The organism is Serratia sp. CY40230 (assembly GCF_052168835.1).
Taxonomy (GTDB): Bacteria; Pseudomonadota; Gammaproteobacteria; order Enterobacterales; family Enterobacteriaceae; genus Serratia; species Serratia nematodiphila.
In genome coordinates this window covers 109,813-132,408 of sequence record NZ_JBJNLX010000007.1, presented here as the reverse complement: position 1 = coordinate 132,408, position 22,596 = coordinate 109,813, and the positions used below count along the sequence as shown (strand labels likewise).

Below are 22,596 nucleotides of genomic sequence, written 5' to 3'. Positions count from 1 at the left end.
ATTTCTCAGCGTTACGGATTACAGGGTGGCGCACGGCAGCAGCAGCTGGTCCAGCGGCTTGGCGGCGCCCGGGATCACGATGCGGCAGCGGCGTTGGCCTTCCCAGGCGACGTCCAGTTTTTCCTCCGGCTGCACGCCGGTCAGGTAGACCGAGCCGCCGTCGTTGACCACCGCGACCTCGCGGCCTTTCTCGCTCAGCACCGCGGCGCCGAACGGCGGTTCGCTGCCGTCCGCGAGGCGAATGGTGGCCAGCAGCTTGCTGCCTTTCACCACCTCGAAGTGGCGGTAACCGATGGCGCCTTCGGTCAGCGTGCCTTGCACCACGGCGCGAGTGGCCTCGACGTCGTCCGCCAGCTTGTTGACGTCGATGCGGGTGTCGGTGTTGTAGTAGCTGGTGATGTCGGAAATCACCGCCAGCCCGAAACGGTTGCTGTAGGCGCGGCCGTTGTTGATCGGCACGCCGGCGATGCCGTCGGTGTCGAGCATCATGCGGCTGCCGCCGTTGCTCGAGTTCTGATGCGCCGCGATACCGTGCCGGGTCGCGGTGAGACCGCCGCGGAACGAGCCGCCGATCGACGAGTAGCTGTCCTGCTGGTAAGAGGCGCTGGCGTTCAGCGAGCCAAACGAGGCGTTGTGGGTGTAGTACCCGCGCGCCAGCGATTTGCCGGACTGGTTAAAGCCGCCGCTGACCTGCCAGGTATTGTCCGGATCGCTGTAGTCGTTGTACGACGCGGTCTGCGTGACGTCGCCGTTGTTGGTTTGCAGCGCATAGCCGACGCGCCGACGATCGCCGATCGGTACGGTGAAGTTGAGCATCACGCTGTCGTCGGTGCGGCCCTGGTAATAGGTGCGGTAAGCCGACAGCGAGGCGGTGATGTTGCTGATATCGCCGATGCTGAACAACTTGCTGGTCGACAGCCCGTAACGATCCTGGGTTCGCGCGTCCCAATAGGTCTGGTGCGAGTAAGTCAGATAGGTGGTGATCGCCCTGGCGCTGTCTTCCGCCATAAAGGTTTTACTGGCGGTGATGGTATACAGCTCTTTCTGACGGCCGTTGTAATTCTTGTCGTAATCGCCGTAGCGCTCCTGCAGATACTGCGACATGTTCATGAATTTGCGTTGCGAGAAGCGGTAGCCGGCGAAGGTGATCTGGCTGTTCAGCTCGTCGAAGCGTTTGGCGTAGTTGAGCTTGAACGACATGCCGCTGGCGGTCGGCTCGCCGGGCAGGCGAGCGATCGACTGGGTGACGTCCAGCGACATGGCGCCGAACACGTTCAGATCGCGGCCGAGGCCGAGCGCCCAGGCGTTATAGTCGCCGCCGAGCAGCGCGCCACCATACAGCGACCAGGCGTTGCTCAGCCCCCAGGAGAAGTCGCTGGCGGAAAACAGCGGCCCCTGGGTGCGGTGGTCGTAGGCCGAGGTTTTGCCGAGCGCCACGTTGTAGCGCACGTAGCCCGGGCGGGTCAGGTACGGAATGGTGGCGGTATCCACCTGGAAGGTCGAAACGGTGCCGTCCTGCTCTTCCACCTTGACGTCCAGCTTGCCGCGCACCGAGCTGTTGAGATCCTGGATGGCGAACGGCCCGGCGGGCACGGTGGTTTCGTACAGCGTGCGGCCTTCCTGCGAGACGGTGATCTTGGCGTTGCTCTTGGCGATGCCGCGCACTTCCGGCGCGTAGCCCTGCAGGTTCGGCGGCAGCATGCGCTCGTCGCTGGCCAGGTTGAGGCCGGTGAAGCGATAGGCGTCGAACACCCCGGAGTCGAGATAGATCTCGCCCAGCGTCAGCTTGGCGGCCTGCATCGGCAGCGCGCGGTAGGCGTAGATCTGGTTCCAGTCGAAACCGGTGCTGCGATCGCCGGCCTGCTGATTGTAATTGGCCTGGTAGTCCGCGCGCAGGCGCCAGGGGCCCAGGTTGGCGCCCAGCGTGCCGTAGCTGCTCAGGTTCTGGGCGGTGTTGTTGTTGTGGCTCTGCTTGCCTAACTGGCCGCTCAGGTTGTAGTCCAGCAGCAGGCCGGGAATGCCGTCGTCCCACTGCTCGGGCGGCGTCCAGTCGGGATCGGAGTATTTCATCCACGCCTGCGGGATGGTGATCGCCAGCACGCCGCCGCCGATGCGATCGGAGATGGTCGCGCCTTTGATGCCGCGAATGTCGGCGCACTGGTTGTCGTGCCACAGGGTGATTTTTTTGGCCGCTTCTTCTTTCAACGCCATTTTTTCCACCAGGTCAGGCGGCAGGCACACCTGGCTGCCGCTCTTGTTATCCGGTGACGGGAAATACTGAATGCTGCGCTGGGGCAGCGTTTTCTGGTTGATCTTGATGTCCAGCAAATAAGCGCCGGGCATGACGTAGTCGGCGTCGGAGAAGCGCGAAAGATCCACTTTGCTGCGCTCGCCGATATCCAGGACGTCGGTATTGAATTCCGTGGCGGAAAATGCCGGACGCACCCAGAGGAAAGATAGAATGACGAGGAGAGGTAGGTGTTTCCGTGTCAGTAATGACGTCATAGCATAATCACTCATGGCAAGTCCGCGCCCAATAGCAGGTCATCCGTACGACCTGAATACGTAATGCTGTGCAGCGCCCGCCGGCGCTAGAGATAAGACAGGGTGAATTTGGCCAGAGAGCTGAAGCCGCCCGCCCGCGCCTTGTCGGGATGCAGGCGCAACTGCGCGCCAAAGCGCAGCGTGTTGTCGCCGGCGACGATCTGGTAATCCGCCGTCGTGCTGCCGAGCGGGATCGGCGTGCCGGCATCGTTCAACAGCTCGATAGCCACGCCCTGCGCCTCGCCGTAAACGCCGAGCAGGGAAGGATCCCCGCTGTCGGCGGTGCCGTCGAACGTGACGTTGGCCGCGCGATAGATGAAGTCAGGCTTCACCTGGCTGGCCAGCTCGCAGTTCACCAGTTTGATCGTGAAATGGCGGCGGCTGCCGATCAGCACCGACTGCCCATCCTGCGAGGCGTCGGTCATGGAAATCAGACCAAAATCGACGGTTTGATCCAGGCTGTCGCTGGCGATGCCGCACGGCGTTTCAACGATGGTGCCGCCCAGGCTGACTTTGCCGTGGCCCTGATTTTTCGCTGCCGCCGCCGCGCTGCCGACGCTTAGCGCGATGAGCAACAGGCCGCAAAGGCGGATAGTCATGCTGGCGTCTCCCTGTCTTTCCCTGTTCCCTTGCCGGTATCCTCGGCATGCAATAAAGCGGGGGATGCCCTGAGACATCCCCTGTGGGGTATTACAGGTAAGCCAGGGTGAAGTTCGCCACGCTGGTGAAGTCGCCCGGCACCACGGCGCTTGAGGCGCTGCTGCCCTGCAGATAAGCGGCGAATTTCAGCGAGTTGTCGCCGTCGTTCAGGCCCTGACCGTCGGTCGCGGTGCCCAGTTCCACCTCTTTGGAGTGCAGGTTGTCGTAGATCACGATGCCGGCGCCGGTTGCCGTGCCGCTCAGGGCCAGCAGTTTGTTGTTAACCGGATCAGGCGTGCCGGTAAAGGTCACTTTGACGTTTTTCATGGTGGAGATGGAGCAATCTTTCAGTTCGATGTTGAAAGGCTGCATGCTGGATTTACCCTGGTTGGCCAGGATGCGGCTGCTGATCTGGCCCATCGGCACGGTTTGGTCAACGGATTCCGGCGCGACGCTGCATGGCGCATCGATAATTTCGCCGGTAAAGGTGACTTTACCGCTGCCCTGATTAGATGCGGCATGAGCAACAGATGCGGAAGCGAAAGCAATCATGGTTGCCAGCATTAATTTATTCAGTTTCATTTCTCAGGTTCCTGTAGAGAGTTTTTAAATAAAAAGAACAGCACATCTAAATCCCCCGCGGCGGTGGCAACGCCATGTCGCCGCCCGTGCGGTTGGAGCCAGATCCTTTTGCTCTGGGCAATACGCCGATATCCGTTATTTATGAGAAATAACGAGATTTGGAAAATCGATAATGGATTTTCTGGTAAATAAAATACGTTTTTTACGTGTGGCGTGTTGCTGGGAATATTCTTGCAAATAATAGTATTGCTTGGAAATAGATTTTATTAAATTAAGTCAAATTCAGAATATAAAACCAAAAGGAAAAAGAAATATATTTGCTTTAAAATCAATAGATCGTATACAAATATTATCCAGTATAAATCACTATATAAATAACGATATGCGAGATATTAGATCGGGGGAAATAGGGTGACACCTACAATTCACAATATTGTTTTGCTAATATCGCTCTGAGGCAGCAGATGATGCATTTCCCTTTAGAAACAAAATATAAAACATAATTTATTGTTTTTATTGTTATTTCATGGTTGTTTGTTCATGAGGGAATGGGGTTTCTTATTCGCGTTTAGCCAGCGTTTAGACCTAATTGGTTAACAATTAAATAACAATTGCACCGGTAGTGAATTATTCTATCGCATTGCGTGATAGGGATTTTTTGCTACCTAACCCATTTTGATTAATCAAATTAAGGCATGTGCTGCTGCCGTTCGCCACATAATGATGACCTAAGTGACAATTAAAGGATTATAAACGGAATGATAACGATGATTAATGCTTGCGGCGGGCGCCGTTGGGTGGGATTGACCCTATTTCTGCTGTCTCTTATGGCGCTTTCTGGCTGTGCGGGCGGGAGCAAGACAAAACTGAATTCCGTGAAAAAAATCTCACAGAATAATCCTAATGATAAATCCGATGAGCAACGCATCGCGCTTTGTCAGCAGCGGGTTAATTCATTAAAGAATATTAATCCGCAAAGTTACCAAAAACGCATCGCCTATTTTAATGGCCTGCTTTCCAACGCTTCCGGATATGCCGGGGTGCGCGGCAATGTGGATGAGAGTACCCGTAAAGCGATTGATGCTCTTTATCAATATAAAACCGAGAAATTCTGCGCTGACGTCGAGCATGAGCTGATGTCCGATCTGTCCAGCCGGGTTGAGAATCTGTAGCCATGAAGCGATGCGCGCAAGGATGGGCGATGGGGCTTTTGCTGTTGGCGGCGAGCGGGGCCGCTTGCGCCGCCGATGACGGCATTCCCGCGCTGTTGAAGTTTGCCGAACAGCGGCAGGCGCCACCGGCCGCGCCCAGGGAAGATACCGCGCGTAAATCGGCGTCAGCACCAGCCGCCAAACCGGCCGCAGACAGCGCTCGTTTAACGTCGTTGCAGCACTCTGTGCAACAGCAGGCAGAGAAAATCCGTCAGCTGGAGCGGCAGTTGGCGGCGGCTCAGGCCGCCGCGGCGCCGAAACGGGAACCGGCCGTCGTCGATATTCGGCCGCTGGCCGATGCCCTGAAGGGATTGCGGCAGGCCGTTGCGCCGGTGCCTGAAGTGAGCGTGCTGGCCGCTTCGTTAACGCGGGCCGAACAGCGCAGCGCAAGTTTGGCGACGCAGCTGGCGCAGCAGCAGCGGCGGGTGGAGACCTTGCTGGCCGAACGGCAGCAGGCGGCCGAGCCGCCTGCGCTGGCCAGCGCGGCGGACAAGCAGGCGTATGCCGCCGGCGTGTCGCTCGGACGCGACATTCTGCATCTGCAGCAGGAGAACCGGCGCGCGGGTCTGGAAGCGGATACCCAGCTGTTGCTGGCGGGCATCGCCGATACCCTGGCCGGGCGATTGCGGCTCGATGAAGCCGCCATCGACGGCGCGCTGCACACGGCGCTGCACACGGCGCAGCAGCGGTTGCAGCAGGCGCTACAGACGCAGGCGCCGCCTCGGGATGACAACGCCTACCTGGCCAATTTCGTTCGCCAGGAGGGGGTCAAGCAGGATGCGCTCGGTTTCTATTACCGGGTGGACTATGCCGGCAGCGGGGCGATCGGCGCCGACGATCGGGTGGATATCGTGGTGCGCGAAAGCCTGACCGACGGCCGGGTAGTCAAAGACATGGAGCTGGCGGGGACGGTGATCTCGCAGCCGTTGACGCGCTACCCGCCGCTGTTTCGCGCGGCTATCGAGAAGCTGCAGCGTCACGGTGCGATCACGCTGGTGGTGCCGCCGGCGCTGGCGTACGGCAAACAGGGCAACCCGCCGGCGATCCCCCCGAATGCCACCATGATTTACACCCTGCGCATCGCTGACGTGCAGCCGTGAGCGGGGTGCTCAGCAGTAACCACTCAGGAGGAATGCTATGGCCAAGGCGCCGAAAACGTTTGAAAGCAGAAAATCGCTGATGCTGAATGTGTTGCAAGGATTGTGCAGGGAGCGTGTGGAAGGATCTGGGGGCCATCATCCCCCGCCGGAGCAGTGGCCGAAGACGCGCGAGCTGGCGGATAAATGCGGCGAAAATATTTATACCACCCGCACCCTGCTGCTGGCGCTGGAAAAGGAGGGTAAGGTTCACTGCACCCACCGCAGCATCAACAATTCTCTCCGCTGGTACAGCTGCGACGAACAGGCAGCGATAAAAAAAGAGTGATTCGACCCTGGCGGTCGCTTTTGACTATTCCTACAGCTAATCATTAATTAAATTTATCATTTGGCGGGGCGTTTCGCTCCGTCAATCCTTCCCCTTCGTTCGCTGCCATCCGCACAGCCATTGCTAAGATGTTTTTGGCGGCCATATACTTATCGCTCAGACGGGAACAGGTATAGGGAGCCGGCATCGTAATGAAGGAAAAGAAAGACATACTGAGATTGGATGATATTCATTATCAAATAGACAGCCAGGTGATCCTGGATTCCGTCTCTTTCACGCTGGGTGAAGGCGAGTTCAAACTGATCACCGGACCTTCCGGCTGCGGGAAAAGCACCCTGCTGAAAATCATCTCTTCCTTAATGGATCCGACCAGCGGAAAGCTCTATTTCGACGGCCAGGCGATCGACGAGATGTCGCCGGAGGCGTATCGCAAGCAGGTCTCTTACTGCTTCCAGACGCCGTCACTGTTCGGCAATACGGTTTACGACAATCTGGCGCTGCCCTACCAGATCCGCCAGGAACCGCCGGCCGAGCGAAAAATGAAGGCCGATCTGGCGCGTTTCGGGCTGCCGGAGGCGATGCTGACCAAAAGCATCAATGAACTGTCCGGCGGGGAGAAGCAGCGGGTATCCCTGATCCGCAACCTGCAGTTTATGCCCCGGGTGCTGTTGCTCGATGAGATCACCAGCGCGCTGGACGAGGAAAACAAACGTAACGTCAATGAGATAGTGCATCAGCTGGTGGCGGAACACCGGCTGGCGGTGCTGTGGGTGACGCACGATACCGAAGAGATAGCGCATGCGGACGAAGTGATCACCCTGCGCGCGCACGGCGCCGAGCAACAGGAGCAACAGCATGAATCAGCATAACATCACCAACGAATCCTTGGGCTTGTCGATGGTGCTGGTGGTGGTCGCCATCCTGATCAGCCACCGGGAAAAGCTGGCGCTGGAAAAGGACATTATCTGGAGCATCTGCCGCGCGGTGGTGCAGCTGATCATCGTCGGCTACGTGCTGAAGTATATTTTCGACCTGGATAACGCCGTTCTCACCGTGTTGATGGTGCTGTTCATCTGCTTTAACGCGGCTTACAACGCCAAGAAACGCAGCAAGTACGTCGAACACGCGTTCGTGACGTCGTTTATCGCCATCACCACCGGCGCGGTGCTGACGTTGGCGGTGCTGGTATTGACCGGCTCCATCGAATTTACGCCGATGCAGGTGATCCCCATCTCCGGGATGATCGCCGGCAACGCCATGGTGGCGGTGGGGCTGTGCTACACCAACCTCGGCCAGCGTTTCAAAGGCGAGCAGCAGAAGATTCAGGAGATGCTCAGCCTGGGGGCGACGCCCAAGTTCGCCTCGGCGGCGCTGATCCGCGACAGCATCCGCGCTTCGCTGATCCCGACCGTGGACTCGGCGAAAACCGTTGGGCTGGTCAGCCTGCCGGGCATGATGTCCGGGCTGATCTTTGCCGGCATCGACCCGGTGAAAGCGATCAAATACCAGATTATGGTGACCTTTATGCTGCTTTCCACCGCCAGCCTGTCGACCATCATCGCCTGCTATCTGGCTTACCGTAAGTTTTACAATGCGCGCCACCAGCTGGTGGTCGGCAACCTGAAGTAACGCCATGAAAAACGGCCTCCGCGGAGGCCGTTTTTTTTACCCTTGCAGCAGGGCGATGCTCTGGCGGATTTCCCGTTCGATATCCGCTTCGCTCCAGCCGTCCAACTGCGAAGAGAAGGGCTCGAAGGCATAGACGCCGGTGTAGCCCAGGCGTTCCAGGTTCTGTACCTGGCGGCGGCTTTCCAGCCGATCGCCCGCGCTCAGCATGATGCGCTCTTCATCGCTCAGCGCGCCTTTATCCCGCCCATCCTCCACGCCGGACAGATGCACCAGGCCGATCTGCGCCACCTGGATCTGCGCGTCGAAGTCGGCTTGCGCCACACCGCTCAAATAGTGGTGGAAAGTATCGAGCACGATGCGGTATGGCGCGCCCGAATCGCGGATGATCGCCTGGGTCAGCAGCGACGATCGCAACGAGCTGATGCCGAAGCCCAGCGGCTCGACGTATCCCTGCACGCCGTAGCGGGCAAACAGCGGCGCCAGCAGACGCAACGCGGCGAGGGTATCGTCCCGTTTTTGCTGCTCGCTGCGCGTGTCGTCGGCGCTGCAGTGCGGGCACAGCACCAGCGCCCGGCTGTGGATGGCCTGCGCCTGCGCCAGCAACGCTTCGGCGCGCTGCTGCAGCGCCGCCGGGTCATCCATCTGATTGAACATGCCGAGGGCGTTGATCGTGACGATTTCAATGCCGTATTGCGCGGCGAGCGCGTTGAGCTGCGCGTCGCTCAGATCGTCGGTCACCTTGCCGCTGGGCATGTCATTGCGCAGCTCAACTTTGCTGAGCCCGCAGCGTTTCACCAGGCGGAAAAAATTGTCCAGATCGAGATTCGGCGCGATCTTGCGGTTAATGCAGAAGCGGTCCAGCGCAATGTTCATGGGGCATGACTCCAGCGATAAGGGGTGAGAGATCAGGATTTGCCGTTTTCCAGCGGCAGCGGCTTGCCGTCGGGCAGGGATTGACGGTGGCGTTTGGCCAGCACCACCTGTTCCATTTTTTCCAGCGAGACGCCTTTGGTTTCAGGAATATAGCGGCCGATAAACCAGTAGCTGAACAGGCAGCAGGCGGCAAAGATCCACATCGGGAAGGCGCCGTGGAAATGCGAGAATAGGTAAGGGTGGTCGTTGATCATCGGGAACGACTGCGACACCGCAAAGTTGGCGACCCACATGCAGCCGACGGCGATGCTCATCCCCTGTGCGCGCATGCGGTTTGGGAAGATTTCCGACACCAGCACCCAGGCGCCGACGCCCCAGGACAGCGCATAAAACACCATGAAGAACAGCATGCCGAACAGCGCGAAATAGCCGGTGGCCTGCGTGTAGAGCGCGTACGAGGTGAGCAGCAGGCCGGCGATGGCGCCCAGCGTGCCGTAACGCATCAGCGGAATGCGGCCCATGCGATCCATCAGCATGGCACCGATGACCGAACCGACCAACTGCAGCACGCCGATCCAGATGGTTTGGAACAGCGCTTCCTGCGCGTTTTCGGTGACGGTTTTCAGCACCACCGGCGCGTAATACATCATCACGTTGACGCCGGTGACCTGCTGCAACATGGCGATCATGCAGCCGACGAACAGGATGAACCGCACCCGCACATCGCCGTAGTTCAGCTTCCGGTGCTGCTGCTGTTGATCCTGCTGCAGCGAGTCTTTGATTTCTTTCAGCAGATTCTGCGCGTGGGCGGCGTTGGAGACCTTGGTCAACATCGCCAGCGCCTGATCGTCGCGGCCCATCATCACGTTCCAGCGCGGCGATTCAGGAATGACGAACACCAGGATGCAGAACAGAATGCAGGGGATCACGCCCGAGGCGAACATCCAGCGCCAGCCCATTTCCACCAGCCAGGCTTCGCTGGCGATGCTGGCGATTTTGAAGTTGACGTAGAAAATCACGATTTGGCCGAAGACGATGGCGAATTGCTGCATGCTGAGCGCCCGCCCGCGCATGTCTTTCGGCGACACTTCCGACATGTACATCGGCGACACGGTGGCGGCAATGCCGACCGCCAGCCCGCCGATGATGCGGTAGATGACGAACCAGGTGAAGGTTGGAGCCAATGCGGCGCCGACGGCGGACACGGTGAACAGCAGCGCCGCCAGCATCAGCGCCTTTTTACGGCCCCAGCGCGCCGCCAGCGGCCCGGCGGCGAAGGCGCCGACCACGCAGCCGATCACCACGTTGGAGACGGCCCAGCCGGTTTCGGCCGGGCTGAGATCGAAATAGGCTTTCAACGCTTCGATCGCGCCGGAGATCACGGCGGTATCGTAGCCGAACAGAATGCCGCCCAGGGCGGCGATGCCGCAAATTCGCAATATGTAGCCGGTATTGTGCTTACGCTGATATGACATGTGTTGCTCCGATTTTTATCCTGGCTTCCGTCCGCACGGTTGGGTTGTCGGGAAGAGGGCGAGCGGAAGGGTGTGAACCGTGCCTGTCATCAAGGCGATGTCGTCGATAAATGCTGGAACAAACAAGAACATTTATTTCATAATTAGTGAATAATGGAATATTGATTTTTAGATCCAGTTCAAAAAAAACCGTCGCGAGCGATTCGGGCACCTTGGGCGCTCGAGGGCGTGCGGTAACGGCGGCAGGGCAGGCGCAGTGCGGTTTTCTGTAGCAAAGTCAGTGTGTATTACCCCAACTTTCTCCGCCGCAGTTGCGCTTTCCCTTGCACGGCAATGCAAGCGCCAACCCGATCGACACCGCAAAATTGCGACCTCACGCACTAAAAACAAATTTTTCAAAACAATTTATTTGAAACTTTTTTTTCAATGAAATAGAGTTTGCTGCATCCGGTCAGGATTTAGCCGGCTTGCCGACGGGGTTTGGCGAGCGGGACGATTAACGCCGCGCCGCCTGGGTGTGGCCAGGCGACAGCGGACTTGAAAAGAGGGCGTGACATGAAAACCGTGGGTAACTTTATTGACGGGCAGGTGTGCCTGAGCAGCAGCAATCAAACCGTCGACGTGCACAACCCGGCCAGCGGGCAGGTTGAGCGGCGCGTCACGCAGAGCACCGCCGCCGAAGTCAAGCAGGCCATCGACGTGGCCCATCGGGCGTTCGCCGACTGGTCGCGCACCACGCCGCTGCGCCGCGCGCGCATCATGTTCAATTTCAAGGCGCTGCTGGAACAGCACCGCGACGAGCTGGCCGAGCTTATCGTCAGCGAACACGGCAAAGTGTATTCGGATGCGCTGGGCGAACTGACGCGCGGCATGGAAGTGGTCGAATTTGCCTGCGGCATCCCGCATCTGATCAAGGGCGAGTACTCGCCGGACGTCGGCAGCGGCGTCGACAGTTTCTCGCTGATGCAGCCGCTGGGCGTGGTGGCGGGCATTACCCCGTTCAACTTCCCGGCGATGGTGCCGATGTGGATGTTCCCTATCGCGTTGGCCTGCGGCAATACCTTTATCCTCAAGCCGCCGGCGCTGGTGCCTTCGGCCTCGGTGCGCCTGGCGGAGCTGCTGAAAGAAGCCGGCCTGCCGGACGGCGTGTTCAACGTGGTGCACTGCGCCAATGAAGACGCGGCGCAGCTGTGCACCGATCCGCGCATTCAGGCGGTGAGCTTCGTCGGTTCCTCCACCGTGGCGGAACATATCTATACCACCGCCAGCGCGCACGGCAAGCGGGTACAGGCCTTCGGCGCGGCGAAAAACCAGGCGATCATCATGCCGGACGCCGATCTGGACGCCACGGTCAATGCGCTGATGGGCGGCGCGTTCGGCTCTGCCGGCGAGCGCTGCATGGCGTTGCCGATCGCCGTGGTGGTCGGTGACGACACCGCCGACAAACTGATCGCCAAACTGAAGCCGCTGATCGCGCAGCTGCGCGTCGGGCCGGGCTTGCAGCAGGGCGGCGAAGAGAATGAAATGGGGCCGCTGGTATCGTCCGCTCACCAGAAAAAGGTGCTGGGCTACATCGATCTGGGCGTGGAAGAAGGCGCCACCCTGGTGGCCGACGGCCGCAATTATCAGGTGCCGGGCTATCCTGAAGGCTACTACGTCGGCGGCACGCTGTTCGACCATGTGAAGCCGAACATGCGCATATACCGCGAAGAGATCTTCGGGCCGGTGCTGGGCATCGTGCGGGTGCCGGACTATCGCACCGCCATCGACACGGTTAACGGCCACGAGTTTGGCAACGGCAGCGCCATCTTTACCGGCAGCGGCCACTACGCGCGCCAGTTCGTGCAGGAAGTGCAGGCCGGGATGGTCGGCGTCAACGTGCCGGTGCCGGTGCCGATGGCGTTCCACAGCTTCGGCGGCTGGAAGCGCTCGGTGTTCGGCGCGCTGAACGTGCACGGCACCGACGGCGTGCGTTTCTACACGCGCATGAAGACCGCCACCGCGCGCTGGCCGGCCGGGCAGCAGACGGTGTCTGAATTCAGCATGCCGACGCTGGGTTAAGCGATCGCAGAGTATGAGCGGGCCGTTGCTCCATGGGGGCAGCGGCCTTTGCACGGGGAGTTAACAGGAGAATCGAAATGTCTTCACTGCTTGCCAAATGTCAGGCGCCGAACGCCGAGGGGCGTATCCAGCACGTGACGCCGGAAAATGCCGGTTGGGGCTATGTCGGCTTTGACGTTTACCGCCTGGCCGCCGGGCAGTCGCTGCAGCTGGAGTGCGGTGACAAGGAACTGTGTCTGGTACTGGTGGCCGGTATCGCCTCCGTCGCCACGCTGCGCGCCGAATACCCGCATATCGGCAAACGCATGAGCCCGTTCGAGCGCACGCCGCCTTACGCGGTGTACGTGCCGCACCACGATCGCATCGACGTGCGGGCAGAAACCGATCTGGAGTTGGCGGTGTGCAGCGCGCCCGGCAGCGGCCACCTGCCTTCACGCCTGATCACGCCGGCGGAAATCGGCGTGGAGCGGCGCGGCAAGGGGCGCAACCAGCGGTTGGTGCATAACATTCTGCCGGACAGCGAGCCGGCCGACAGTCTGCTGGTGGTGGAGGTTTACACCGACGAGGGCAATACCAGCTCCTACCCGAGCCACAAGCACGATCAAGAAGACTCGCCGGACGAGACCTATCTCGAAGAAACGTACTATCACCGCATTCAGCCGGAGCAAGGGTTCTGCATGCAGCGCGTCTATACCGACGATCGCACGCTCGACGAATGCATGCCGGTCTACAATCGCGACGTGGTGAAAGTGCCGCGCGGTTATCATCCGGTGGCGACCCTGGCGGGCTACGACAGCTATTATCTCAACGTGATGGCCGGGCCGGTGCGGCAGTGGAAATTCACCTGGGAAAAAGACCACGCCTGGATTAACGGCGACGCCTATCCCGCCGCGCAGTAAGCGCTTGAGGCCCGGCTTGCCGGGCTTTCTCTTTATCAGGGGATAAATTTGACCTAAATTTGCCCTCTATCCTTGCTCAAATGATAACCTGTCCGCACACGATTGCTCCCTGGCTGAGTGAATCTAACGAACCGCTGTTATGCAGTGAGAATGCCGGTACACAGGAGGAAAAACTATGACAACCACCATGTCTCAAAAAGCGGCGCGCGAAGGATTAGGTTCGCCCGATCTGTTTGAAGGCGGGGTTTACGTCACAAAAAATGGTGTTGCCGAGCTGTTTGTACAAACGGCGGCTGAGAGAGGGGCCGAAATACGGGAACGCAATCTCGAGCGCCAGTCCAACGCGTTGTTGAAACTGACTATGATGGCGAAGCAAGAGATTAAAAATCAGCGCGGTCTGTCGCCCGAAGAAACCTTGCAGCGGCTGCGTGACGCGCGGAAATAGACCCGAGGTGCAGGATGCCCCAGGAAATACGTTTTACCGTCGCGCCGGCGGCGGAATGGAGCCTGAAAGACATCGAGTCTTATAAGAGCGGAACGATAGGGGCCGTCGCAGCCGGGATGTTCGTGGACAATCAGTTGTTATCGTCCCTAGCGGCAAATTGCCGACGATCCCGCCCGCTACCGCTTCAACGCCGTGCTGGCGGGCATGGGAGTGCGGTTGCACGAACGATTGGATCCCGACAGCGAATACCGCGTCATCTATGACTACGACGGCCAAACGGTGGAGATTCTGCTTTTCATCAGCATGAAGCAGGATCTGGAAAGCGCGCTCTACCGCTATTTGTTGCTGCAATAATCCCGCCGCGCCCGAGCCTGTCGGGCGCGTTCACATCCGCCTTACTCGTCCCGGGCGTTATTCAGCGCCAGCGAGACCGCCAGCGTCTGCGCCAGGCACATCGAGGCCACCTGCGAACGGAACCCGTCCACCTGCGCTTCGCGCACCACGAAACAGACGTCGCTGAACGCGGCCAGCGGGCTGACCTGGCTGTCGGTGATGGCGATCTGCTGCGCGCCGCGCTTGGCGCCCAATTCCACCAGTTCCACCGCCTCGCGGGCGTACGGCGAATAGCTGATGGCGATCACCACGTCTTTCGGTTTCACCATGCTCAGCTGTTCGGTGAACATGCCGCCCAGGCCGTCGATCAGAAATGCGCGGCGCTCCAGATGGCGCAGCGCATAGGTGAGGTAGGAGGCGACGCTGAACGAGCGGCGCAGGCCGATCACGTAGATGTTTTCGGCGTTGTTGAGCAGTTCGACGGCGCGATCCAACTGCTCGGGGGCAATCTGCATCGCCAGCTGCTGCAGCGCCTGCGCATTGACCATGGTGAATACGTTGAGAATCTCCGCCGGCTTCTCCGGCGCGACGTTGTCGTCGGTAGAGGTTTGGCGGAACAGGCGCGCGCGCTCGGTATAGTTTACCGTTTCTTCCATCAGATGCTGACGGAACACCTGCTTCATTTCGTTGAAGCCGCTGAAGCCGAAGGCGTTGGCGAAACGGATCAAGGTGGAAGGCGGCACGCTGGCCTGTGCGGCGATGGAGGCAACGGTATCGAAAGCGATGCTGTTACTGTTATCCAAAATATAGCGCGCCACCTGCTTCAAACGCTTGCTCAGCGTTTCATAACGGTGGCGGATCTCGTCCTGTAACAGCGAAAGTTGAGTTGGGTTGTTCATCCATTCGGCTCGCAGTGGGGTGAAGGCGCATTGGCCTGATGCCTGAAATATTGACAGGGTATTTTAACAGACGGAGCGGAAATTTCATTTCCTCAAAAAGCGATTTATTCGATCGCACATTGCGCGACTTCACAGAAAAGGGGCAAAAAAATCCCCTTAAAGCGGCGAAATGGCCTTAAGGGGACGTGAACCTGCTGTTGCTGTCAGTGCGTGCCGCCCGCCTGCGGACGGTACTGGCGCCAGAAACCGATCAGCGTCAGGTATTTTTGTTTCACCTGCTCGATCAGGGCCGCGTCGTCGATTTCCCCCTGCAGCCAGCGGCGCGAAGGTTGGCCGAAAATGGTGCGGCCGACGGCGAAACCTTTCACCCAGCGCGCATCCGCGGCGGCGGCGAAGCCCGCCTTCAGCACCGCCTCCGGGGAGTCGAGCCCCAGGATCAGCACGCCGCGGCAGAAGGGATCGTAGGTGTCGATCAGGGCACCGACCTGCCGCCAGTTTTCTGCGCTCAGCGGTGGCAGTTTCCACCAGTCCGGCTGAATGCCCAACTGGTAGAAGTGTTCAATCATCTCCAGGTAATAGCGTTCGTCTTTGTCGGCGTTGCTGTCCGGCAGGATCACCTCCAGCAGCAGCTCGTGGCCGGATTTACAGCAGCCGCGGTAGACGTCGGCGATCAGCTCATCCTGTTCGCGGCGCAGTTCCTCCGCATCGTGCGGGTGATAAAACACCAGGCACTTCACCACGTGCTCCTGCGGCCAGTCGATCAATTGCGAACCGATATTGCCGTGCTCCAGACGCAGCGGGCGCGAGCTGGGCAGCTCCACCGGCCGGCCGATCCACCATCCCCGGCCAGTGATCTCGTTCAGCGCCGCCTGCCCGTAGGTGGTGTCGGCCAGAATGCCGCTGTTGCCGTTGAGGCCGGCCTGCGCGGCAGCCTGTTGCGCCGCGGTGAGCAGCAGGGTCTTCAGGCGCGGAATGCGTTCCTCGCCGACGCCGGCTTCGCGCGCCATGTCCGCCAGTTGCTTGCGGTGATCGAAGGCGAACACGCACAGTTCCGGCCACTGCTGCTTGCGGGTGGTGACCCGGTGCAGGTGGTTCAGGCGCGCGTCGCGGTCCGGGCGCGTGACCTGCTGTTCACGCTGCAGGTAGTCGTCCAGCTCCCGTTTGGTCGGCATCGCCGGCGCGCAGCCGTGGCGCGAAACCACCAATGCGCCGCAGGCGTTGGCGTAGCGGCAGGCCTGCTCCCAGCCCTCATCGTTCAGGTAGCCGCGAAGCAGCCCGGACATAAAGGCGTCGCCGGCTCCCAGCACGTTCAGCACTTCAACCCGCACACCGGCGTGCAGCTTCACCTGCGCCCAGTCGTCGGCGATTTCACCTTCGAACACCGAGCAGCCCTGCGCGCCGCGCTTGCACACCAGCGTGGCCGCGGTAGTCCGGCGCACGTTTTTCAGCGCCGTCAGCGTGTCGGTGCTGCCGCCGGCGATATGAAATTCCTCTTCGGTGCCGACGATCAGATCGAAATGGTGCAGCACCTCCTGCAGTTCGCGGGTCACCTGGTCTGATTCCACAAAGCGGGTTTCGCCGTCGCCCAGCGACGTCAGCCCCCACAGTACCGGGCGGTAATCGATGTCGAGCGCGGTGCGCAGGCCGTGGCGGCGCGCATACTCCAGCGCCTTCAGCACCGCGGCGCGGGTGTTCGGGTGCGACAGGTGCGTGCCGGTGATGGCCAGCGCGCGGGAGGAGGCGATGTAGGCCTCGTCGATGTCGTCCGGCGTCAGCGCCATGTCCGCGCAGTTTTCGCGGTAGAAGATCAGCGGGAAGGTTTCCTGATCCTTGATGCCGAGGATCACCAGGCCGGTTAATCGTTGCTTGTCGGTGATCAGACAGCGGGTATCGGCCCCGACGCGCTGCAGCTCTTCTCGCAGAAAGCGGCCCATGTGTTCATCGCCGACGCGGGCCAGCATGCCGGATTTCAACCCCTGAATGGCGGTGCCATAGGCCACGTTGCCGGAAGAGCCGCCGAGGTATTTGGCGAATGTGCCGGCGTCTTCCAGACGCGCGCCGATCTGCTGAGCATAGAAATCGACGGCGATGCGCCCGAGACAAATGACATCAAGCTGTTTTTGTTGTGTAGCCATACCCGTTTCCTTCTGTTAAGCAAAACTCCGGCGGCGGCCCGAGCGTGGCGCCCTGCAGGAAGCATGGGGACAGTATGGGGAATGAAAATTTCAATTTCAATATGAAATGAAATTTACACCCCAAAAATGTGATGCGTTTAAAACATCGACAGAGGCGTGGGAAAAGGCGATGAATCGGCTGCGCAAGGGCCGCTGAGGCCGAACATAAAAGGGGGATGAGGGCAGGGGAAAAGGCTGTCAGCCCATGTGCCAACGACTTTTATCGGCCGGTGCGCGGCACGAAGCCCATGAAGGCTGAACCACAAGATGAAACGGGCTTTTCATGCAATATGCGATCTTTATCGCAAAATGAAATGTTTCTTCTGTAATGTGATTTTATGAAAAATATATTTGTTTATAATCGCTTCACGTTTCAGGTTGTCGACTTCGTGAGCAGCGCGGGCATCGCCTGCTCAAGATAATAGCTGCCGCCGCGTAACACAAACACGGGATTGTCGGCTCGGCATGAGCGCTTTCCGGGGCGGCCCTTAATCTAAAGGGTGGGTAAATGGGCAAGATCAGGTTAACCATGGCGCAGGCGCTCGTCAGATTTCTCGATAACCAGTATCTGCTGGCCGACGGCGTGGAAACCAAATTCGTCGCGGGCATTTTCGCGATTTTCGGCCACGGCAATGTGCTGGGGCTGGGGCAGGCGCTGGAACAGGATAGCGGCGATCTGCGGGTGCACCAGGGCCGCAACGAGCAGGGGATGGCCCATGCGGCGATCGGCTTCGCCAAACAGAAGCTGCGCCGGCAAATTTACGCTTGCACCTCATCGGTCGGCCCCGGCGCCGCCAATATGATCACCGCCGCGGCCACCGCCACCGCTAACCGCATTCCTTTATTGCTGCTGCCGGGCGACGTTTACGCTTCCCGCCAGCCGGACCCGGTGTTGCAGCAAATCGAACAGTCTTACGATCTCAGCATCAGCACCAACGACGCATTCCGTGCGGTGAGCAAGTACTGGGACCGCATCGTGCGGCCGGAACAGCTGATGAGCGCCTGCATCAACGCGATGCGCGTGCTGACCGATCCGGCGGAAACCGGCGCGGTGACGCTGTGTCTGCCGCAGGACGTGCAGGGGGAAGCCTACGACTACCCCGACTATTTCTTCCAAAAACGCGTGCACCGACTCGATCGCCGCCCGGCGACCGATGGCATGTTGGCGGACGCCTTGGCGCTGCTGACGGCCAAACGCAAACCGCTGCTGGTGTGCGGCGGCGGCGTGAAATACTCGCAGGCTGGGCGGGCGCTGCGCGAATTCGCCGAGCGCTTCGGCATTCCGTTCGCCGAAACCCAGGCCGGCAAAGGCACGGTATCGAGCGACCATGAATTCAACCTCGGCGGCATCGGCGAAACCGGCTGCCTGGCGGCCAACACGCTGGCCCGGCAGGCCGATCTGGTGATTGGCGTCGGCACCCGTTATACCGATTTCACCACCTCGTCCAAATGGTTGTTCCAAAATCCGAGCGTCAGCTTCCTCAACATCAACGTCAGCGCCTTCGACGCCGGCAAGCTCGACGGCGTGCAGGTGTTGGCGGACGCCCGCGAGGCCCTGAGCGAACTGGGCGCGCTGCTGGCGCAGGCCGATTATCGCGCCGGCTGGGGCGACGCCATCGCCGCGGCGCGCGGCGCCCAGCGTGAAGAGACCGAGCGGGTTTACGCGGTGGAATACAGCGGCGCAGGCTTTGTGCCGGAGATCGACGATCACCTCGATCGCGAGCGGGTGTTCGCCGAATTTATCGCTCAGACCGACTCGGCGATGACGCAAAGCCGGGTGCTGGGGGTGCTGAATCGCGAGCTGCCGCCGGACAGCGTGATCGTCGCCGCCGCCGGCAGCCTGCCGGGCGATCTGCAGCGGGTGTGGCACAACCGCGGCGAGCACGGTTACCACGTGGAATACGGCTACTCCTGCATGGGGTACGAGGTGAACGCCGCATTGGGGGTCAAGCTGGCCGAGCCGCAGCGTGAGGTGTACGCGATGGTGGGTGATGGCGCGTTCATGATGCTGCATTCCGAGCTGGTCACCTCGATTCAGGAAGGCTGCAAGATCAACGTGGTGCTGTTCGACAACATGACCAACGGCTGCATCAACAACCTGCAGATGGAACACGGCATGGACAGCTACACCACCGAATTCCGCTTCCGCAATCCACAGGGCGGCAAGCTCGACGGCAAGCTGGTGCCGGTCGATTTCGCCATGCTGGCGGCGGCTTACGGCTGTAAAACCTATCGCGTCACCACCGAGCAGCAGCTGCTCGACGCGCTGGCCGACGCCCGCAGGCAAACCGTGTCCACGCTGCTGGACATCAAGGTGCTGCCGAAGACCATGGTGCACAAGTATCTCAGCTGGTGGCGCGTGGGCGGCGCTCAGGTGGCCGACAGCGAAAAAATCGTCGCAGTGGCGCGCAAGCTGCAGGAAAACATCGATAAGGCGCGCGATTACTGATTCGTTTTCATACATTAATCTCGAGGGTAGCGAAAATGACATTGAACATTGGGGTTATCGGCACCGGCGCCATCGGCCGCGATCATATCCGTCGCTGCAGCAAAGTGTTGCAGGGCGCCCGCGTGGTGGCGGTCAACGACATCAACCGCGACAACGCCGCCAAGGTGGTGAGCGATCTGCAGCTGGATGCGCGGGTGTATGACAACGGCCACGATCTGATCAAGGCCGCCGACGTGCAGGCGGTGCTGGTCACCTCCTGGGGGCCGAGTCATGAAGAGTTCGTGCTGGCGGCCATCGCCGCCGGCAAACCGGTATTCTGCGAGAAGCCGCTGGCGGTGACCGCGCAGGGTTGCAAAAACATTGTCGACGCCGAAGCGAAGCACGGCAAACGGCTGGTGCAGGTCGGCTTCATGCGCCCCTATGATCAGGGCTATCGCGCGCTGAAACAGGTACTGACCAGCGGCCAGATCGGCGAGCCGCTGATGCTGCACTGCGCGCACCGCAACCCGACGGTCGGCGAGGCCTACACCACCGATATGGCGATCACCGACACCCTGATCCACGAAATCGACGTGCTGCGCTGGCTGCTCGACGACGACTATGTGTCGGTGCAGGTGGTGTTCCCACGCAAGAGCCCGAAGGCGTTCCCGCACCTGAAAGATCCGCAAATTGTGCTGTTTGAAACCGCCAAAGGGACGCGCATCGACGTCGAAATCTTCGTCAACTGCCAGTACGGCTACGACATTCAGTGCGAAGTGGTGGGGGAAACCGGCATCGCCAAACTGCCGGAACCGTCCTCGGTGCAGATGCGCAGCGGCGCCCGCCTGTCGACCGAAATCCTGACCGACTGGAAGGATCGCTTTATCGATGCCTATGACGTCGAGCTGCAGGGCTTCATCAACGACGTAGCCGCGGGCAAGTTGACCGGGCCTTCCGCCTGGGACGGCTACGCCGCCGCAGTAACCGCCGACGCCTGCGTGGCGGCCCAGCTCAGCGGCGAGATCGTGCCGGTGACCCTGCCGGCGCGCCCGGCGTTTTACGGTAAATAACCGCTCGCAGCGCGTAACCACGATTGCAGAGGAGTGACCATGAAGATCGCTTTTGATGTCGACGTTATCCGGGATTTGGGCGTCACCAAAATGGTTCAGCAGGTGGCGGACTGGGGCTACAAATACATCGAGCAGTCGCCGCACCCGCAGATCAACCCGTTTTACAAACATCCGAAGGCCAGCCGCGAAATCATGGCGGAGTATAAAAACGCCCTAAAAGCGACCGGCGTGGAGATCTCCTCATTTATCGTGGTGTATCGCTGGTCCGGTCCGGGGGAAGATCGCCGCCAGGCGGCGGTCAAAAACTGGAGGCGGATGATCGAAATCGCGGTGGAAATGGGCGTGCAGGTGATCAACACCGAGCTGGCCGGCAACCCCAACGAACCGGAGATCTGCGAGGAGTTGTGGTATCGCTCGATGGAGGAGCTGCTGCCGATCGTTGAGCGCGAGGGTATTCGTATGGAGATCCAGTCGCACCCGTGGGACTTCTGCGAGCTGAGCAACGAAACCGCCGATCTGGTGAAGTCGCTGCGCAGCGACCACGTCAAATACCTCTACAGCGTGCCGCACACCTTCTACTACGACAAGGGGCAGGGTGACGTAGCCGGCATGCTGCAGTACGCCGGGGACGATCTGTCCCACGTGCTGATCGCCGACACCATGAACCACACCAAGCATTGCCGTTATATCGTCAACCCGCCGGGCGTTGACGCCGCGGTGCACCAGCACGTCGGCATCGGCGAAGGCGAGGTGAATTTCGACGCCCTGTTCCAGACGCTGCGCGACATGGAATTTGCCAACCGCAGCTTCAAGGTCGGCGGCGAATCGATCATCTGCACCTCGCTGTTCGGCTACCCGGAAAAGATGCCGAGCCAGGCGGTGGCGACCAGAGAACGCATCGAAAGAGAGCTGTTGGGCAAATAATCTGATTCGGCTCGCCGGCGGCGTTTGTACCGGCGGCCCTGCAAGGACCGAGGCAACCATGAATAAAGACAACGTGAAATTGGCCATTGCGCCGATCGGCTGGACCAACGACGACATGCCCGATCTGGGCAAGGAGAACACCTTCCAGCAATGCGTCAGTGAAATGGCGCTGGCCGGTTTCACCGGCAGCGAAGTGGGCAGCAAATACCCGCGCGATCCGGCGGTGCTGAAACCGATGCTGGATATTCGCGGCATCCAGATCTGCAACGCCTGGTTCAGCACCTTTTTCGCCGACGGCCAGAAAGACAAAACCATTGATGAATTTATCAACCACATGAATTTCCTGCATGCCATGGGCGCCAGGGTGATTGGCTGCTCAGAGCAGAGCAAGAGCATTCAGGGCACCACCAAAGGCGTGTTCGAAGAGAAGCCGTACTTCAGCGATGAAGAGTGGCAGCGCGTGGCCGACGGTTACAACGAGCTGGCGAAGATCGCCGCCGATAAAGGCATGCAGGTGTGCCTGCACCACCACATGGGCACCGGCATTCAGACCACGGCCGAAATCGATCGCTACATGAGCATGGTCAACGACGACGTTTACCTGCTGTTCGATACCGGCCACGCCTACTATTCGGAAGGCAGCCAACAGGCGATGATGGCGATCCTGGAAAAGTATCTGCCGCGCATCAACCATGTCCACCTGAAGGACGTGCGCGATGAGGTGGTGGCGGAAGTGAAGGCCAACAAGCTGAGCTTCCTCGACGGCGTGAAGAAGGGCACCTTCACCGTGCCGGGTGATGGCGTGATCGACTTCAGGCCGGTGTTCAAGCTGCTGGACGAGCGCGGTTACAAAGGGTGGATGGTGGTGGAGGCCGAGCAGGATCCGGCGCTGGCCAACCCGTTCGAGTATGCGGTGAAGGCGCGCCGTTATATTCGGGAAACCGCCGGCATTTAGGCGGTGGGGGGCAATAAAGATCGAGGGGCG

At 60.0% G+C, this 22,596-nt stretch carries 19 protein-coding genes and 1 pseudogene; 13 read left to right on the top strand and 7 right to left on the bottom strand.

Features of this window, described 5'->3' with window-relative positions; genetic code table 11:
• Nucleotides 1–18 precede the first annotated feature (18 nt).
• The 3 genes from ACJ8IJ_RS22150 to ACJ8IJ_RS22140 form a co-directional block, all read right to left on the bottom strand.
• A complete protein-coding gene (locus tag ACJ8IJ_RS22150; protein ID WP_049186521.1) occupies nucleotides 19–2,505 on the bottom strand; it encodes a fimbria/pilus outer membrane usher protein in 2,487 nt (828 codons plus the stop codon).
• 86 nt (nucleotides 2,506–2,591) lie between these two features.
• Nucleotides 2,592–3,143 carry a fimbrial protein gene (locus tag ACJ8IJ_RS22145; protein ID WP_015379343.1) on the bottom strand — a complete coding sequence of 184 codons (552 nt, stop codon included), beginning with the start codon at nucleotides 3,141–3,143 and terminating at the stop codon, nucleotides 2,592–2,594.
• Between the two features lie 91 nt (nucleotides 3,144–3,234).
• The gene (locus tag ACJ8IJ_RS22140) at nucleotides 3,235–3,765 is read right to left on the bottom strand and encodes a fimbrial protein (protein ID WP_004930897.1); all 531 of its coding nucleotides are present in this window, start codon (nucleotides 3,763–3,765) and stop codon (nucleotides 3,235–3,237) included.
• Nucleotides 3,766–4,523: 758 nt separating this feature from the next.
• Here ACJ8IJ_RS22140 and ACJ8IJ_RS22135 point away from each other — a divergent pair.
• From ACJ8IJ_RS22135 to fetB, 5 genes are all read left to right on the top strand, one after another.
• Complete coding sequence (locus ACJ8IJ_RS22135) at nucleotides 4,524–4,937, top strand: hypothetical protein (protein WP_015379341.1); 414 nt, start codon at nucleotides 4,524–4,526, stop codon at nucleotides 4,935–4,937.
• A 29-nt stretch (nucleotides 4,938–4,966) separates the two neighbouring features.
• Nucleotides 4,967–6,076 carry an FKBP-type peptidyl-prolyl cis-trans isomerase N-terminal domain-containing protein gene (locus tag ACJ8IJ_RS22130; protein ID WP_442518919.1) on the top strand — a complete coding sequence of 370 codons (1,110 nt, stop codon included), beginning with the start codon at nucleotides 4,967–4,969 and terminating at the stop codon, nucleotides 6,074–6,076.
• A 37-nt stretch (nucleotides 6,077–6,113) separates the two neighbouring features.
• A complete protein-coding gene (locus ACJ8IJ_RS22125) occupies nucleotides 6,114–6,401 on the top strand; it encodes a FaeA/PapI family transcriptional regulator (RefSeq protein WP_004930885.1) in 288 nt (95 codons plus the stop codon).
• 191 nt (nucleotides 6,402–6,592) lie between these two features.
• Nucleotides 6,593–7,270 carry an iron efflux ABC transporter ATP-binding subunit FetA gene (gene fetA / locus ACJ8IJ_RS22120; protein WP_004930881.1) on the top strand — a complete coding sequence of 226 codons (678 nt, stop codon included), beginning with the start codon at nucleotides 6,593–6,595 and terminating at the stop codon, nucleotides 7,268–7,270.
• A complete protein-coding gene (fetB, locus tag ACJ8IJ_RS22115; protein ID WP_033631883.1) occupies nucleotides 7,257–8,030 on the top strand; it encodes an iron efflux ABC transporter permease subunit FetB in 774 nt (257 codons plus the stop codon). The genes fetA and fetB overlap by 14 nt, the downstream gene beginning before the upstream one ends.
• Nucleotides 8,031–8,066: 36 nt before the next feature.
• Here the strand turns inward: fetB and ACJ8IJ_RS22110 are convergent, their stop codons facing one another.
• On the bottom strand, nucleotides 8,067–8,903 hold the full coding sequence (locus tag ACJ8IJ_RS22110) for a TIM barrel protein (protein ID WP_197753902.1): 837 nt from the start codon (nucleotides 8,901–8,903) through the stop codon (nucleotides 8,067–8,069).
• A 32-nt stretch (nucleotides 8,904–8,935) separates the two neighbouring features.
• On the bottom strand, nucleotides 8,936–10,378 hold the full coding sequence (locus tag ACJ8IJ_RS22105) for a sugar porter family MFS transporter (protein WP_049186517.1): 1,443 nt from the start codon (nucleotides 10,376–10,378) through the stop codon (nucleotides 8,936–8,938).
• A gap of 555 nt (nucleotides 10,379–10,933) precedes the next feature.
• On the opposite strand from ACJ8IJ_RS22105, the gene ACJ8IJ_RS22100 reads away from it, so the two are divergent.
• From ACJ8IJ_RS22100 to ACJ8IJ_RS22085, 4 genes and pseudogenes are all read left to right on the top strand, one after another.
• A complete protein-coding gene (locus ACJ8IJ_RS22100; RefSeq protein ID WP_099981731.1) occupies nucleotides 10,934–12,439 on the top strand; it encodes a CoA-acylating methylmalonate-semialdehyde dehydrogenase in 1,506 nt (501 codons plus the stop codon).
• 77 nt (nucleotides 12,440–12,516) lie between these two features.
• On the top strand, nucleotides 12,517–13,338 hold the full coding sequence (gene iolB, locus ACJ8IJ_RS22095; RefSeq protein ID WP_154871820.1) for a 5-deoxy-glucuronate isomerase: 822 nt from the start codon (nucleotides 12,517–12,519) through the stop codon (nucleotides 13,336–13,338).
• Nucleotides 13,339–13,513: 175 nt separating this feature from the next.
• A complete protein-coding gene (locus ACJ8IJ_RS22090) occupies nucleotides 13,514–13,783 on the top strand; it encodes a hypothetical protein (protein ID WP_131165336.1) in 270 nt (89 codons plus the stop codon).
• A 14-nt stretch (nucleotides 13,784–13,797) separates the two neighbouring features.
• Nucleotides 13,798–14,137: pseudogene (locus ACJ8IJ_RS22085) on the top strand (type II toxin-antitoxin system RelE/ParE family toxin).
• A 41-nt stretch (nucleotides 14,138–14,178) separates the two neighbouring features.
• Here ACJ8IJ_RS22085 and ACJ8IJ_RS22080 read toward each other — a convergent pair.
• The gene (locus ACJ8IJ_RS22080) at nucleotides 14,179–15,015 is read right to left on the bottom strand and encodes a MurR/RpiR family transcriptional regulator (protein ID WP_004930856.1); all 837 of its coding nucleotides are present in this window, start codon (nucleotides 15,013–15,015) and stop codon (nucleotides 14,179–14,181) included.
• A gap of 203 nt (nucleotides 15,016–15,218) precedes the next feature.
• Complete coding sequence (locus ACJ8IJ_RS22075; RefSeq protein ID WP_442518918.1) at nucleotides 15,219–17,150, bottom strand: bifunctional 5-dehydro-2-deoxygluconokinase/5-dehydro-2-deoxyphosphogluconate aldolase; 1,932 nt, start codon at nucleotides 17,148–17,150, stop codon at nucleotides 15,219–15,221.
• A gap of 547 nt (nucleotides 17,151–17,697) precedes the next feature.
• On the opposite strand from ACJ8IJ_RS22075, the gene iolD reads away from it, so the two are divergent.
• The 4 genes from iolD to iolE are packed head-to-tail and all read left to right on the top strand — an operon-like array spanning nucleotide 17,698 to nucleotide 22,566.
• Nucleotides 17,698–19,638, top strand: a complete 1,941-nt coding sequence (gene iolD, locus ACJ8IJ_RS22070) for a 3D-(3,5/4)-trihydroxycyclohexane-1,2-dione acylhydrolase (decyclizing) (RefSeq protein WP_442518917.1) — start codon at nucleotides 17,698–17,700, stop codon at nucleotides 19,636–19,638.
• A 35-nt stretch (nucleotides 19,639–19,673) separates the two neighbouring features.
• Complete coding sequence (locus ACJ8IJ_RS22065; RefSeq protein WP_004930848.1) at nucleotides 19,674–20,687, top strand: Gfo/Idh/MocA family protein; 1,014 nt, start codon at nucleotides 19,674–19,676, stop codon at nucleotides 20,685–20,687.
• 39 nt (nucleotides 20,688–20,726) lie between these two features.
• On the top strand, nucleotides 20,727–21,611 hold the full coding sequence (locus ACJ8IJ_RS22060) for a sugar phosphate isomerase/epimerase family protein (RefSeq protein WP_004930845.1): 885 nt from the start codon (nucleotides 20,727–20,729) through the stop codon (nucleotides 21,609–21,611).
• 58 nt (nucleotides 21,612–21,669) lie between these two features.
• Nucleotides 21,670–22,566, top strand: coding sequence for a myo-inosose-2 dehydratase (iolE, locus tag ACJ8IJ_RS22055; protein WP_015379329.1), 897 nt, complete (start codon nucleotides 21,670–21,672; stop codon nucleotides 22,564–22,566).
• Nucleotides 22,567–22,596: the final 30 nt, after the last annotated feature.

Coding starts and splice junctions, on each gene's coding strand:
- ACJ8IJ_RS22060 (WP_004930845.1), top strand. CDS start 20,727: ATGAAGATCGCTTTTGATGTCGACGTTATCCGGGATTTGGGCGTCACC.
- iolE (WP_015379329.1), top strand. CDS start 21,670: ATGAATAAAGACAACGTGAAATTGGCCATTGCGCCGATCGGCTGGACC.
- fetB (WP_033631883.1), top strand. CDS start 7,257: ATGAATCAGCATAACATCACCAACGAATCCTTGGGCTTGTCGATGGTG.
- iolD (WP_442518917.1), top strand. CDS start 17,698: ATGGGCAAGATCAGGTTAACCATGGCGCAGGCGCTCGTCAGATTTCTC.
- ACJ8IJ_RS22150 (WP_049186521.1), bottom strand. CDS start 2,505: ATGACGTCATTACTGACACGGAAACACCTACCTCTCCTCGTCATTCTA.
- ACJ8IJ_RS22145 (WP_015379343.1), bottom strand. CDS start 3,143: ATGACTATCCGCCTTTGCGGCCTGTTGCTCATCGCGCTAAGCGTCGGC.
- ACJ8IJ_RS22080 (WP_004930856.1), bottom strand. CDS start 15,015: ATGAACAACCCAACTCAACTTTCGCTGTTACAGGACGAGATCCGCCAC.
- ACJ8IJ_RS22140 (WP_004930897.1), bottom strand. CDS start 3,765: ATGAAACTGAATAAATTAATGCTGGCAACCATGATTGCTTTCGCTTCC.
- ACJ8IJ_RS22105 (WP_049186517.1), bottom strand. CDS start 10,378: ATGTCATATCAGCGTAAGCACAATACCGGCTACATATTGCGAATTTGC.
- ACJ8IJ_RS22100 (WP_099981731.1), top strand. CDS start 10,934: ATGAAAACCGTGGGTAACTTTATTGACGGGCAGGTGTGCCTGAGCAGC.
- fetA (WP_004930881.1), top strand. CDS start 6,593: ATGAAGGAAAAGAAAGACATACTGAGATTGGATGATATTCATTATCAA.
- ACJ8IJ_RS22090 (WP_131165336.1), top strand. CDS start 13,514: ATGACAACCACCATGTCTCAAAAAGCGGCGCGCGAAGGATTAGGTTCG.
- ACJ8IJ_RS22135 (WP_015379341.1), top strand. CDS start 4,524: ATGATAACGATGATTAATGCTTGCGGCGGGCGCCGTTGGGTGGGATTG.
- ACJ8IJ_RS22075 (WP_442518918.1), bottom strand. CDS start 17,150: ATGGCTACACAACAAAAACAGCTTGATGTCATTTGTCTCGGGCGCATC.
- ACJ8IJ_RS22125 (WP_004930885.1), top strand. CDS start 6,114: ATGGCCAAGGCGCCGAAAACGTTTGAAAGCAGAAAATCGCTGATGCTG.
- ACJ8IJ_RS22130 (WP_442518919.1), top strand. CDS start 4,967: ATGGGGCTTTTGCTGTTGGCGGCGAGCGGGGCCGCTTGCGCCGCCGAT.
- ACJ8IJ_RS22110 (WP_197753902.1), bottom strand. CDS start 8,903: ATGAACATTGCGCTGGACCGCTTCTGCATTAACCGCAAGATCGCGCCG.
- iolB (WP_154871820.1), top strand. CDS start 12,517: ATGTCTTCACTGCTTGCCAAATGTCAGGCGCCGAACGCCGAGGGGCGT.
- ACJ8IJ_RS22065 (WP_004930848.1), top strand. CDS start 19,674: ATGACATTGAACATTGGGGTTATCGGCACCGGCGCCATCGGCCGCGAT.